The following is a 14,552-nucleotide window of genomic DNA, read 5'->3' as shown; positions in this document are numbered from 1 at the left end:
AATATATTCTAAAGTTATTCTACATTTTCAATTTGCTTATAGGCTGCAATGATTTTCTTTACTAATTTATGGCGAATAACATCTTTGTCATCTAGAAAAATCATCCCTACACCTTCAACATCTTTCAATACTAAAAGCGCTTCTTTTAAACCTGAAATAGTACGTCTAGGTAAATCTATTTGTCCTGGGTCTCCTGTTAATAAAAATTTTGCACTTTTCCCCATTCGGGTTAAAAACATCTTCATTTGATTATGCGTTGTATTCTGACCTTCATCTAAAATAACAAAAGCATTATCCAAGGTACGGCCTCTCATAAAGGCTAAAGGCGCTATTTGAATGGTTCCATTTTCTATGTATTGCCCTAACTTCTCTGCTGGTATCATATCACGTAACGCATCGTAAAGTGGTTGCATATATGGATCTAACTTTTCTTTTAAATCGCCTGGAAGAAACCCAAGATTTTCCCCTGCTTCAACTGCAGGACGTGTTAAAATAATACGCTTTACTTCTTTATTTTTTAATGCTTGTACAGCTAGTGCAACTCCTGTATACGTTTTTCCTGTTCCTGCTGGGCCAATAGCAAAAACCATATCGTTCTTACGCATAAGCTCTACGAGTTTACGTTGGTTTGCTGTTTGTGGTTTTATCATTTTTCCACCCACACCATGAACAATAACATCACCACTTTTTTGCGACGTTGCATAATCATCACTACTATGACTAGTAAGTACACGTTCTATTACATTCTCATCCAGCTTATTATATTTCGCAAAATGTTTTAATAGCATGGTTAACCGCCTATCGAACTCATCTAACAAATCCGCTTCTCCAAAAGCTTTGATTTTTGTGCCGCGAGCGACAATTTTCAATTTAGGAAAATACTTTTTTAGTAGTACAATATTTTCATTTCCTGCTCCAAAAAACTCTTTTGGACTTATTTCTTCAAGTTCAATTACAATTTCATTCAAAAGCTAGACGATTTAATTAAGTTTATTTCTTAAGTTTTATTAATTTTGCTGTTTGTATGTGCGTACTAACAACCTATTAACAAACTTACACAATTTTAAGTTTGTTAATTCAAAAAAATATCAACAATTAGTTCATGGCTATTATTACATTAACAACAGACTTTGGTGAGAAAGATCACTTTGCTGGTGCGGTAAAAGGTGCTATCTATAGTGAACTCCCCAATGCCAGAATTGTTGATATCTCTCATTCGGTCTCACCATTCAATATTCCTGAAGCGGCATATATTATACAAAATGCTTATAGTAGTTTCCCTAAAGGAACAATTCACATTATAGGAATAGACTCCGAAATTCATAAAGAAAATAAACATATTGCGATTCAATTAAACGATCATTATTTTATTTGTGCTAACAATGGTATTATGAGCATGATTTGCTCTGAAATTTCGCCAGAACAAATTGTTGAAATTAATATCCATGATAGAATTGAAAGCAGTTTCCCTGTTTTAGATGCTTTTGTTAAGGTGGCATGCCATATTGCGCGAGGCGGTGCTTTGGGGGTTATTGGGAAAAAAATAAAAAAAATAAAACCTATTAAAAATTTGATTCCTTATGTAAATGAGGAGAAAACTCAAATTATTGGTAGTGTTATTTATATAGATAATTACGGCAATGTAATTACTAATATTAGACAGTCTTTTTTTGAAAGTATACAAAAAGGGCGTACTTTTCAAATATCGGCTAGAAATTATAAGTTTAATAAAATACACTCTAAATATAGTGACATCGTTAATTTTAAGATCCACAAGGATAAACGAAATGATGAAGGCAGAGGTTTGGTCGTTTTCAATTCTTCGAATTATTTAGAAATAGCGATATATAAAAGCAACTGCCGTTCTGTTGGAAGTGCAAGTACCTTAATGGGCCTTAACTTAAGAGATACAGTTACTATAAATTTTACTAATAAAGCCTCTATTTAACCCCAAACACAACCTTTTTTATGCTTGTACGTATTGTAAAAATGAGCTTCGCTAAAGAAAACATTTCTGATTTTCTTAGTAATTTTGAAACTGTAAAAGAACATATTCGCGCTTTTGAGGGCTGTAAGTTCTTAGAGTTATACAGAGATAAACACAATACTAACCTCTTTTTCACGTATAGCTACTGGGATACTGAAGCGGATTTAGAAAACTATAGACATTCCGATTTATTTAAAACCATTTGGTCCCAAACTAAGCCTATGTTTAATGCTAAACCTGAGGCTTGGAGTGTAGATAAGTTAGTTAGCTTAGACTAATTATTTCCTCTAATTGCGCTTAATTAAACGTATTATTTATAGAATTAAACTTTGTTATATTTAAAGGTATTTAATATCTAAATACAGTTTAATATATTTGATAAAAAATAAACAATATCATTTTTAATGTTTGCATTACTTAAAAAAGAAATAAACTCATTTTTTGCTTCACCAATTGGTTACATGGTGATTGCCATATTCTTAATATTGAACGGCTTATTTTTATGGCTATTTAAAGGAGAGTTTAACATTCTAAACTACGGCTTTGCCGATCTATCTCCGTTTTTTCTTTTAAGCCCTTGGATCCTTATTTTCTTAATTCCTGCAGTTACAATGCGTAGCTTTAGTGATGAAAAAAAGCAAGGGACTTTAGAGCTTTTATTAACAAAGCCCATTACACATTTACATATTGTATTAGGAAAGTATTTTGGCGCTTTCGTATTAATCATTTTAGCACTAATACCGACTTTACTTTATGTTTACACAGTAACCCAATTAGGAAATCCTATTGGGAATTTAGATTTTGGTAGTACAGTAGGTTCTTATTTTGGATTGTTATTTCTTGTTGGAGCCTATACAGCTATTGGTGTTTTTTCATCGACACTATCTGATAATCAAATTGTAGCGTTTATTAGCGCTGTTTTTTTATGTTTTTTATTTTACATCGGTTTCGAAGGGCTTTCCGATTTAAGCAATAGTTCATTTATAGAGCAATTAGGGATGCGTTCCCATTTTAAAAGCATGAGTCTTGGGGTAATAGACACGAGAGACATGCTTTACTTTATAAGCCTAACTCTAATCTTTATTTTTTTAACTGTAAAACGTATTAATACCACAGGGTCAAAACCCACAAAACGATTACATTTTGTTATCATTCCCTTAGGTTTATTGTTACTAAACATTTTTGGATCCTCTGTTTACAAACGTTTTGATTTAACTTCAGACCAACGTTACACACTAAGTGAAGCGGCTTTAAATGTTATTAAAGCTGTAGATTCTCCTATTATTATTGATGTTTTTTTAGAAGGAAATGATTTCCCTTCAGAATTTAGACGCCTCAAAACAGAGACGAAACAACTACTAGAAGAATTTTCGGCTTACAATAACAACATTAAATTTAAATTCATTAATCCTATTGAAGATGAGACCACACGAAATCGTAATATTCAACAATTGAATGATCGTGGATTAACACCAATGGAATTAAATGTTCAAAACAATGGAAAAAACTCACAAACCGTTATATTTCCTTGGGCACTGGCTAGCTTTAATAATCAAACTGTAAAAATTCAATTGGCAAAAACCAAAATTGGTTCTAGCCAAGAAGACTTGGTTAGCAATTCGGTACAGCATTTAGAATATGCCTTTGCTGATGGGTTTAACAAACTGGTCAATCCTAAGCATAAAAAAATAGCCATTTTAAGAGGTAATGGGCAACTACAGGATAAATACATCTTTGATTTTATAAAAACGCTTAAGGACTACTATTTTATAGCCCCTTTTACTTTAGATAGTGTCGCTTCTAGTCCGCAAAAAACATTAAAATCGTTAAACACCTTCGATCTAATTATTTCTGCAAAACCGACAGAGGTTTTTTCTGAGGAAGAAAAATTTGTACTCGATCAGTACACAATGAATGGAGGAAAAAGCATTTGGCTTATAGATGCAGTGGCAATGGAGAAAGATAGCCTCTATAACGCGGAAGGTAAAAATGTTGCCACTACCAGAGATTTAAATCTTACGAATTTCTTTTTTAAATATGGCGCCCGTATAAACCCGCTATTAGTTAGTTCTTTATATTCTGCCCCCATTACCCTTGCACAAGGAGAAGGCAGTGAGTCTCGAGTACAAAATTTACCTTGGACTTATTCGCCTTTAGCAAAAAGTCCTAATAAGCACCCCATTGTAAATAACCTAGAGTTTTTAAAATTTGATTTTGCTAACCCTATAGATACCTTAAAAAACAGCATAAAAAAAACGATTTTATTACAAAGTGCCCCTTTAAGTAAACTTGAAGGAACGCCTAAAGTTGTAAGTTTAGAATCTGTAAGGCAAGAAAAGGACCCTAAAAGCTTTAATAAAGGGTCACAAACACTAGCTGTTTTATTGGAAGGTGCATTTACTTCTGTTTACAACAATAGAGTGAAACCGTTTAGTATTGAAAATAATAAAGATAAAGGAACCGAAACCAAAATGATTCTCATTGCAGATGGTGATGTTATAAAGAACGATGTTGGTAGAAATGGCCCCGAAGAATTAGGTTTCGATCGTGGTACTTTACAAACTTTTGGCAATAAGGAATTCTTATTAAATGCAGTAAACTACCTTTTAAATGACGATGGACTTATAAACATTCGTACCAAGGAAGTTGCGATCGCTTTTCTAGACCAACAAAAAATAGTTAAAGAAAAAACAAAATGGCAATTGATTAACATTCTCCTACCACTCTTAATTCTAAGTGTTTTCGGCTTTATTTTGAGTTATAGAAGAAAAAAGAAATACTCACTAAAAGCATAATTAAGGCTTCTTAAACGTTCTAAATAACAGAAAAAAACTGTTAATAAGTTTGTTTCAATATTAAAGAGTTAAATAATATATTTGTGTAAATAACTTTACGAGAGAATTTCAGTAAGGTTATAGAAGGTAAAATTCACCAAAAAGACATTTCATTCGTTATTGAAATATAAATAAGGATTTTATCATTATGATAATAATAATACTACATAAACAACCAAATGAAATTTATAGTATCAAGTACTTATTTACTAAAACAATTACAAGTTTTAGGAGGTGTTATAAACAGTTCGAATACCTTACCTATTTTAGATAATTTTCTATTTGACATAGACCACTCAAAATTAACCGTATCTGCAAGTGATTTAGAAACAACAATGTCTTCTGTTTTAGACATAGAAAGTGACAGCACTGGCAGTGTTGCGATTCCTGCGCGTTTGTTATTGGATACCTTAAAAACATTTCCAGAACAACCCTTAACCTTTGTTATTGAAGACAACAATACCGTAGAGATTAACTCTAACCATGGTAAATATGCTTTAGCTTATGCAGACGGAAATGAGTTTCCTAAAGCCGTTGCCTTAGAAGACCCTAGTGCAACTACTATAGCTGGGAATATATTGGCCACAGCCATTAGTAAAACCATTTTTGCTGCTGGTAATGATGATTTAAGGCCGGTAATGAGCGGTGTCTTTTTTCAGTTCTCTACAGACAATTTAACTTTTGTTGCAACCGATGCACATAAGCTAGTAAAATATACGCGTGAAGATGTTAGCGCTTCACAGGTTGCCGAATTTATAATGCCCAAAAAACCTTTAACCTTATTAAAAGGAATCTTAGCGGCCAGTGATGAAGAGGTTACTATTGAGTATAATGATTCTAATGCAAAATTCACTTTTGAAAACACCATACTTATCTGCCGCTTAATTGATGGAAAATATCCTAATTATGAGGCTGTAATTCCAAAAGAAAACCCAAATAAACTAAGTATAGATCGTACACAGTTTTTAAACTCTGTAAAGCGGGTTAGTATCTTTTCTAATAAAACGACGCATCAAATTCGTTTAAAAATTGCCGGCTCTGAATTAAATATCTCTGCTGAAGATATTGATTATAGCAACAAGGCTGAGGAACGGTTAACTTGTGATTACCATGGAGATGATATGCAAATTGGTTTTAATTCACGTTTTTTAACAGAAATGTTAAATAATTTAAATGCCAGCGACGTGCAATTAGAAATGAGCATGCCAAACAGAGCAGGAATTCTAACGCCAATTGATGGTTTAGATGAAGGTGAATATGTTACAATGCTTGTGATGCCTGTAATGCTTAACGGATAAAATACATTTCTCTTATACAAATAGAGATATCATAAACAAAACAGCCATAATGCTATAGTATTATGGCTGTTTTATTTTTTTAGTCCCCTTTATAATAAGCAATCATTCTTAAATATTTAAATTAGGTAAACACACCTCACATATTACCTCTATATTCTAATTTAACTACTCTGTTCTAGCACACGCTTCGTCTTAATTAAAAGAGCGTTATTCATAATTTAATCCATTATAAATAACAACTCCCGCTCCCCAAACCGTTGTAATTAGATATGAATTAACCTCTATACATAACAAGAAGGTTTACTAAAACGGCATATACTTTTTTATTTTTTTTGTTTACTGAATAAAACACCCTATTCACTGAATTTATTTAGACTTAAGTAATTATAATTTTATTTTTAATCTATCCTTATTATTTAAATAGATGAATACTCCTAAAAATAAATGAATATAAATAAACACACAACATAAATTACTAAACTGTGTGAATGTATTAAGTCCCTAAATAAATACCTTCATAAAACGTACTGAATACATAAATCTATTATTATTTAACCAAAACCCTACCTTTTAACCCCTCAGTTACATCCGTTAGAATTTAAAGAAATTCCAATAATAGCTTTCTCTTCTCATTCTCTTTTTCAGGGTTTAAATGAGAAACGAACGCACTTATCAGTTTGTTTTACAACATTTAAAAGCATCCAAGATTAATTAGCCTTAATGGCTTTAAAATATTAAATCCGCTGCCTATAATTTGTGCCCCTAACTCAAATACAGCTGACTTACTTAGTAATACTAACCCCAAATTTACTATTTAAACTCCTATGTTACATTTTGAAAAAAAACTATCAGAAATAATTATTACAAATTCAGAAAAAAAAAGATATAATACACAAGATTCTATTTTTTTTGAAAAGCTATATTCAAAAACAGCTTTTATTATAAAAGGTAAAGCGAAACTATTTTTAAAAGATAAAAACAACTGCATTTTATTACAGCATTTTATTCCTAATCAATGTAACATCATTAACACAATGAATTTAAGTGGTAAGTATTCTTTTAAAATGAAAATATTGTTTTTAGAAGCGACTGAATTATTAATTGTAGATAATCATAAAATCAAAGAATTAGGTAATACGTTTTTAAACTTAAAGATCGCCATGATTTCTGCACACCAAAAAAACATATATTCTTTGTTGTCTGTATATAGTAGTTTAGCTTTTTCTTGTCAAGAAACTAGACTCTATAATTACTTAATAACACGAAGTACTATTAATAATTCAAAATGTTTAAATATTACTTGCAAAGAAATTGCCTTAGATTTAAATATTTCAAGATGTGTTGTTTCTAAAATCACAAAAAAATTAGAACATAAAAATTTAATTGTTAAAAATAAAAATGCCATAATACTAAGCTAATAGTGAAAAAACGGTTATAGTTCTTTTCTTCTTTTTTATTTTACTTTATTAATTATACCTCTTATAAAATTACATATAAATAGGGGCTTTTAATCTTATCCCGTTTATTAAATTCAAATAAAATCATTTTTAAATACATGATTATAAATCACTTATATTCACATACAAATATTTCATCTATTTATAGTAAAAAAAGTAAGTTATCATTTCTTTAGGCGACTTATATATTATATACACATTAACCCTTAAATATTTTAATACAGATGAAACTTATTAGTACTCGTAAATCATAATAAGTTAAAAAAGCAGAGTAATCGTATTAAATCCCTAAACAAATACCTTTATCAAATAATCTTAATTCTATTTTTTTGTTAAACAAAAAAATAGAATTAAAATAAAGATGTTGAAAATCTAACTAATTTAGATCTCTAATTATTAATTCAAAAATCATGGATTCAATAATAGTGAGGTTCCCTACCCTAACACCATCTTAATTGATTTTATTGAATAAATACGAACGTTATTTATTCAAGATTAGCTCTGTTTTTACTTGACTTAAAACAAACAATGCCACAGCTGTATTCTAGATAGATACAGCTAGCCCATCTAATAAATTAACATCATTAAGTCACTATTTTAACTCCTATGTCACACACAAAAACAGAAAATTTAATATATAATCTTCCTTTGCCTGAAAAATTAATCTCCTTATTAAAAGAACATGCGCTTTTTATTAATTTAAAACAAGGAGAACAACTCTATTATCCTTATGAAATTTATAACGACACAACTTATTTCTTACTAACTGGCAATCTTAAGTTTCTTCTAAAAGATAAAAACAAAGAAATATTATTATATTATTTGTCCAATTCTGAAGTATGCATCATAAATGGGTTTTCATTAATTAACAATTACGGTATTGAACATACCATGATTTCTATGGACAACTCAACCTTGATTAAAGTACCTAACGAATTAATTATGACCTGGAGTAATGATTTTAAAGCACTAAAAGAATATATTATTAGTTCTCTTCAGTATCATTCTATAAAATTATCAGAATCGCTATCTAATTATATCTCTGAATCATCCTATACGCGTTTACACAATTATTTAATAGAAAGAGCAAGTATATTAAATACAAGCGTTTTAAAAATAGCTTTAAAGGAGATTAGCAAAGATTTAAATTTAAGAAGAGAAACCGTATCAAGATTATTAAAAAAATTAGAAAAGGAAGCTATTATTAAACGAAAAGATAATTATATCATTTTAATAAAAAGCGACACTCTATAAAACACTGTATTAAAAGCTAAAAAAACATCAAACAATATTCTAATGATTTTATATAGATACAGTATTGATTCGCAAAAAACAAATGATATAAACACATCAAATAATGCAATAAAAAGAAACTATATAAACTTATTCTATCCATAAATTAAAACGCATATCTTTATATTATATTTAGTAATTAATCATAACACTCAGTATTAACCCTTAAATTTTTAATATTTACCCCTTATAAAACGCTATAAGTCAAAACAACTTTAATAATGGTATTAAATCCCTAATAAAATACTTTTAACTAAAATCTATTAAATATATTCTTGCTTTAGAATTAACTTTATTATATATAATAAAGTGAAATACACCTTTTCTATATAAACAACTATATATCCATTTCAAACACAATATCAAATTGAAACTATAAAATGAACCCTGTTCTTATTGCTGTGTATTGAATGTTTCCTAGAAAGTACCTTCTAAATGCACTAATTTATTTTATCTAAGATTAATTTTAGAGTTCTTGTCTTAAATCCATATTATATTATTTCCTTATCCCTATATAGGTTGCATAATAACATTTTTCTAAAACTTATTATTTATCCTCCTATGTTACACTTTGAAAAAAATTTATCACAGAAAATTATTAACAATTCAATTAAAAAAAATTATAAAAAAGGAGATACACTATGTTATAAAAATTATCATGCCAAAACGGCTTTCATTATAAACGGAAAAGCCAAACTCTATTTAGAAAATAACAAAGGCTCTATTCTTCTATATCATTTTCTCCCTAATGGACGCTATGTCATTAATTTAACAGACTACAATAAAGTTAAATCTATTAATTTTACAATCAAATTTTTAGAAAACACACAACTATTGATTGTCGATAATGATAAAATAAAAGAATGGGGTAAGGACTACCTCAACCTAAAGAGCGCTATGATAGCTTCTTATCAAGAAAATATTAACTCTTTATTGTCTATATATGATAGCTTAGCTTTTTCTTCTCAAGAAACTAGATTATTCGATTATTTAAAAACAAAAAGCTTTGTGAATAATACAAAACGGTTGGCCATTTCATTTAAGGAAATTATTTTTGACCTAAATATTTCCAGATCTTCAGCCTCAGAAATTATAAAAAAATTAGAGCATAAAAAAATGGTGACTAGAAGTAAAAACGCAATAATATTAACACAATAATAGTCTTGTAACGAACACAACATATGCATTTAAGTTTCCGTAATAAAACAAAGAGATAACATACTTATAATCCTTCTAAAATAATTCTTTGTTTAAAACTATAAAACTCCTATAACTATTAAAAAATAGTCATAGGAGCTTTTTTATGTAATCTATACAGCAAAAGAATGCTTATTATAAAATATAAGTGTGAAATCAATGTTTCAAACAATAACAAGCTTTTTCAAAATTCTTAAATAAAAGTTAAAATAAGTTAAATAAAAGTTAAATAAAAGTTAAATAAAAGTTAAATATACACTAAAACAAACTTGAATGATAACTTTCAAGATGCAATACTTAAACAAAGCTTTGCACGCTTTAAACACAATTTACACCCCCTTTAAAATGTTTTAAAAAATGACAATGTGACCTAAACGACAAACCTCAAAAACCACAAATTATTTATTGTAAACACAGTATCTTTAATTCAGGATTATAAAAAAATACTAGTCTATTTTATAATTCTCATTATTGAACTTGTAGTATCACTGCTCCCCAAATCTCTCAATTAATGCATGATATAGAGATAGATAATGTAATTACATTGGTTACAACATACTTTAAGTGTGTCACAAAAAAACAATTAATTAAAAGATACTTCATTTCATTTTTATTAATTATTAAAACTTAATCAACAATGAAAAAACAATTATTTTTTATTATGGGGTTATTTATGGTTACAAGCATAAGTTCCCAGAATTCGAATCCGTGGAAAAAGGTAGCACGTACAACAAACAAGTTAATTAAAAAGAACAAAGCGGACTTGCCTGATAAAAACTTATATAAGTTAGAAATAGACCAGCTAAAGCAACAACTAAAGCAAGTATCGCTTTACAGAGTATCTAATAAAGCGGCTGGTATTTTAATACAATTCCCTTCTGGTAAAGGAAAAATGGAAACCTTTAGAATCTTCGAATCTCCAGTAATGAGCCCTATATTATCTGCTAAATATCCTTCTATCAAATCGTATAAAGGTGTTCAAGTAAATAATCCCAGTTCAACTATTCGCTTTAGTGTTTCTAATGATGGGTTTCACAGTATGATATCTGCAATAGGAAAACAAACGAGTTACATTGACCCCTATTCTGTAAATAGAGAAACTTACACAGCCTACCTTAAGAATGACTTAATAAGGGATAACAATTTCGAATGTCACGTCGAAAGCAACTTAAATGAAAATAAAGCTCATAATGGTCTGCAAAGAAATGCCGACGATGCTATGCTTAGAACCTACAGATTAGCATTAGCCTGTACTGGAGAGTATGCGCAATATCATTTAAATAATCAAATGGTTCCAGCAAATGCAACAGATGCTGCAAAAAAAAATGCTGTTCTAGGCGCTATGAATACAGCATTGGTAAGAATAAATGGTGTGTATGAAGTGGATTTGGGTGTTAGAATGGAACTTGTAGCAGATAATGACGACATTATTTTTTTAAACCCTCTTACAGATAACCTAACAAATAATAATGTTCGTACCTTAATTAATGAGAATCAAATTGTAATTGATGCTGAAATAGGCAATGCTAATTACGATATTGGACATATTTTTGCACAAGGGGCAGACAATGGCTTAGCTCAAACACCATCTGTTTGCGCAGCCGCAGGTAAAGCAAGAGCTTTGACTAGTCATTCAAATCCATTAAATGATCCTTTTAGTATCGATTATGCTTCTCATGAAATAGGACATCAATTTGGAGCAAACCACACTCAAAACAATGATTGCCAAAGGAGTGTTGCTTCTGTAGAACCAGGCAGTGGCTCTACTATTATGGGTTATGCAGGTATTTGTCCTCCTAATGTACAAAATAATAGTGATGCTTATTTTAATGCTATAAATATTCGCGAAATGTGGGCACATATTAGTGCTAATGCTTGTGCCACTCTAATGCCTACAGGTAATAATGCTCCAGTAGCAAATGCTGGTAATGATTATGTGATTCCAAAATCTACGCCTTTTGTTCTTAAAGGCGAAGGTATGGATGCAGATGCTGCTGATGTATTAAGTTATACTTGGGAGCAAAATGATAATCAACCAGCTATAATAATGCCTCCTGTAAGTTTTTCACCTAATGGTCCAGCATTCAGAAGCATAGCTCCTTCCAATTCAGCCAATAGATATATGCCCAATTTGGCTACAGTACTAACAGGTAGTACTCAAAATACCTGGGAAGTAGTTCCTTCAGTCGCTAGAACTATGAACTTTAGGTTTACAGTAAGAGATAACCATATAGGTGGCGGTAATACTGATTCTGACGATATGGTAGTGACGGTTAATGCTGTTGCTGGACCTTTTGTTATTAACAGCCCTAATACTAATGCAATGTGGCCTATTGGCTCAACTCAAGATGTAACTTGGGATGTTGCAGGTACAACAGCAAACAATATAAATGTTGCTAATGTAAACATTCTCCTCTCTACAGATGGCGGTAACACCTTTCCCATTACTTTGGTTAGCAACACACCGAACGATGGCATACAACAAATTATAGTTCCTTTTAACATTGGTACTCAAAATAGAATTAAAGTAGAGGCTGTAGGAAACATCTTTTTTGATGTTTCTAACACCAATTTTGAAATTACAGAAGAATATTGCACCCCTTCTTTTCCTGCTCCAAATGTTTCTTATTCTGGGATTACTTCTGTAACTCTTGAATCTCCAGGAGTAATTTCCAATATTAATAATAATACAAATGCAGATCTATATCAAATCACAGAATATAACTCCATAGAGGGAACGCTTCTTAGAAACGCATTTAACTTAATAACTATAAATATAGATAGACCAATTATAGAAACCGCAGGTGTTTATGTTTCTATAGATTATAATTCTGATTCTGATTTTGATGACCCAGGAGAAACTCAAGAAATATCAGTTTCCAACGAAAACCCCCTTTTCTATGGTCTTCCTATTAGTCCTCCTGCAAACGCAAACTTAGGTACTACATTAATGCGTGTAGCTGTTAAATTAGACAATGGAGGTATTTGTGATAATGTTTTTGAAGCTGAAGATTATAGAGTTAACATTATAGAACCAGCGGTAGCAAAAAAATTAAATACATCTAATAACAATGCCTTAGATTATAATTTAACGATCTCCCCTAATCCTGCTCAAAACGCTTTATATGTAAACACGTCTTTAAAAAATATAGAGTATAGCTTATACAATATTACTGGACAAAAAATAAGCACTGGTATAACAGGAAACGCAAATAAAATTGATGTTAGTAATCTTAAACCTGCATTATATATTATACAATTCAATAATGGAGTAAAAACGATTACCAAGAAATTTATAAAAAATTAGTATCTAAAATATAGTCTCCCTATACCCTAAAGCGGTCTTTAACATTATTGTTTAAAGACCGCTTTTATTATTTAATAAAATATATACTTTAATAGTATTACTTTTTTATAAAACGCTTACAACTACTAGCAGTTTTAATCCTATTAGAAATCATAATAATTTCCTAAGAAGACCAACACATAGGTTGCTCTTTCAACTTTATATCCTCATAACCTATGATTTACTAAATTTTAATAAAAATTGATCACGAATAAAATGTTAAAAAAAATAAAAAATGTGTTAAATATATGTTAATAAAAAAATATGTTGTTATTTAAAAAAAACAATAACATAAAGTATCTTTTTACTTAGTATAAAGCTATTTAAAAGCATTAAAAACTTTATAATTCTTTATGTGACAAATGTCATACAAGCATCCTGCACCTCCTATATTCATTATAAACAGGCTATCTTTACAGTAAGAATTAATAAAAGAATACTAGTCAATTTTATAATTCTTCATTTAGGTTTCAGAGTATATTACACCTTTTATTTACCAGAAAAATTAAAAGTGTAAAACATCACTAATTTTATGTTTTTATTAACATTTTAACATGATAAAGTATTTAAATACTCAACCTAATGATTTAAATAATTTAAAAACAAACAAACAATGAAAAAACAATTATTTTATATCCTGGGCTTATCCATGATTACAACAGCAATAGCTCAAAACACTCAATATTGTTCGCCTACTTTTTTTCCTCCAAATGAATTTACTTCTGGAATAACTCTTGTAGAACTTTATCATGAGGAAGACTTCTTTATGAGTAATTTACTCATTAACAATTCTTCAAACGCAGATTTATCTCAAGTGACAGACTATAGTAATATTACTGATATTAACCTTGTTAAAAACAATAAATATTTCATAGACGTTACTATTAACACGCCTCTTATTGCGATATCAGGGCTTTACGTTTCTATAGATTATAATAATGATTTTGATTTTGATGATCTTGGAGAAACTCAAGAATTAACAGATATAGATGTTATAAATGCTTTTAAAATGACAGGTGCTATTAATGTGCCAGACAATGTTAGTGTAGGTCCTAAACGAATGCGTTTAACTACTAAGTTAAAAAGTAACGATGTATGTGTCAATGCTTTTGAAGCCGAAGATTATATCGTTAACATTAT

Annotated in this window: 10 protein-coding genes; 9 read left to right on the top strand and 1 reads right to left on the bottom strand. The window is 29.7% G+C overall.

The window, feature by feature from the left end:
• Window positions 1–14: 14 nt before the first annotated feature.
• Window positions 15–968, bottom strand: coding sequence for a PhoH family protein (locus AC2D8I_RS00050; protein WP_484703840.1), 954 nt, complete (start codon window positions 966–968; stop codon window positions 15–17).
• 134 nt (window positions 969–1,102) lie between these two features.
• Between AC2D8I_RS00050 and AC2D8I_RS00045 the strand changes: the two genes are divergently transcribed.
• The 9 genes from AC2D8I_RS00045 to AC2D8I_RS00005 form a co-directional block, all read left to right on the top strand.
• Window positions 1,103–1,948, top strand: coding sequence for an SAM hydrolase/SAM-dependent halogenase family protein (locus AC2D8I_RS00045; protein ID WP_484703837.1), 846 nt, complete (start codon window positions 1,103–1,105; stop codon window positions 1,946–1,948).
• 20 nt (window positions 1,949–1,968) lie between these two features.
• Entirely contained in the window at window positions 1,969–2,265 is a 297-nt protein-coding gene (locus AC2D8I_RS00040; RefSeq protein ID WP_484703835.1) for a putative quinol monooxygenase, read from the top strand.
• Window positions 2,266–2,391: 126 nt separating this feature from the next.
• Window positions 2,392–4,782 carry a gliding motility-associated ABC transporter substrate-binding protein GldG gene (gldG, locus tag AC2D8I_RS00035; RefSeq protein ID WP_484703833.1) on the top strand — a complete coding sequence of 797 codons (2,391 nt, stop codon included), beginning with the start codon at window positions 2,392–2,394 and terminating at the stop codon, window positions 4,780–4,782.
• Between the two features lie 218 nt (window positions 4,783–5,000).
• Window positions 5,001–6,119 (top strand): DNA polymerase III subunit beta, encoded by a 1,119-nt coding sequence (gene dnaN / locus AC2D8I_RS00030; protein WP_484703828.1) that lies wholly within the window; start codon window positions 5,001–5,003, stop codon window positions 6,117–6,119.
• 824 nt (window positions 6,120–6,943) lie between these two features.
• Window positions 6,944–7,537: a Crp/Fnr family transcriptional regulator gene (locus tag AC2D8I_RS00025; protein WP_484703823.1), complete on the top strand. Its 594-nt coding sequence runs from the start codon at window positions 6,944–6,946 to the stop codon at window positions 7,535–7,537.
• Between the two features lie 645 nt (window positions 7,538–8,182).
• Complete coding sequence (locus AC2D8I_RS00020; RefSeq protein WP_484703820.1) at window positions 8,183–8,830, top strand: Crp/Fnr family transcriptional regulator; 648 nt, start codon at window positions 8,183–8,185, stop codon at window positions 8,828–8,830.
• Window positions 8,831–9,430: 600 nt separating this feature from the next.
• Window positions 9,431–10,027, top strand: a complete 597-nt coding sequence (locus tag AC2D8I_RS00015) for a Crp/Fnr family transcriptional regulator (RefSeq protein ID WP_484703817.1) — start codon at window positions 9,431–9,433, stop codon at window positions 10,025–10,027.
• 676 nt (window positions 10,028–10,703) lie between these two features.
• Window positions 10,704–13,373, top strand: a complete 2,670-nt coding sequence (locus tag AC2D8I_RS00010; protein WP_484703815.1) for a zinc-dependent metalloprotease — start codon at window positions 10,704–10,706, stop codon at window positions 13,371–13,373.
• A gap of 652 nt (window positions 13,374–14,025) precedes the next feature.
• Window positions 14,026–14,552 (top strand): GEVED domain-containing protein (locus AC2D8I_RS00005; RefSeq protein ID WP_484703812.1); only part of this gene is annotated, 527 nt, incomplete at its 3' end.

It is taken from the genome of Lacinutrix sp. YIN62, assembly GCF_057219185.1.
Note: the sequence above shows the minus strand (reverse complement) of the source record. Positions and strands in the feature narration are given on the sequence as shown.

Excerpts from the sequence above, each read along its gene's own strand:
- AC2D8I_RS00025 (WP_484703823.1), top strand. The coding sequence starts at position 6,944 with ATGTTACATTTTGAAAAAAAACTATCAGAAATAATTATTACAAATTCA.
- AC2D8I_RS00020 (WP_484703820.1), top strand. The coding sequence starts at position 8,183 with ATGTCACACACAAAAACAGAAAATTTAATATATAATCTTCCTTTGCCT.
- gldG (WP_484703833.1), top strand. The coding sequence starts at position 2,392 with ATGTTTGCATTACTTAAAAAAGAAATAAACTCATTTTTTGCTTCACCA.
- AC2D8I_RS00040 (WP_484703835.1), top strand. The coding sequence starts at position 1,969 with ATGCTTGTACGTATTGTAAAAATGAGCTTCGCTAAAGAAAACATTTCT.
- dnaN (WP_484703828.1), top strand. The coding sequence starts at position 5,001 with ATGAAATTTATAGTATCAAGTACTTATTTACTAAAACAATTACAAGTT.
- AC2D8I_RS00045 (WP_484703837.1), top strand. The coding sequence starts at position 1,103 with ATGGCTATTATTACATTAACAACAGACTTTGGTGAGAAAGATCACTTT.
- AC2D8I_RS00010 (WP_484703815.1), top strand. The coding sequence starts at position 10,704 with ATGAAAAAACAATTATTTTTTATTATGGGGTTATTTATGGTTACAAGC.
- AC2D8I_RS00015 (WP_484703817.1), top strand. The coding sequence starts at position 9,431 with ATGTTACACTTTGAAAAAAATTTATCACAGAAAATTATTAACAATTCA.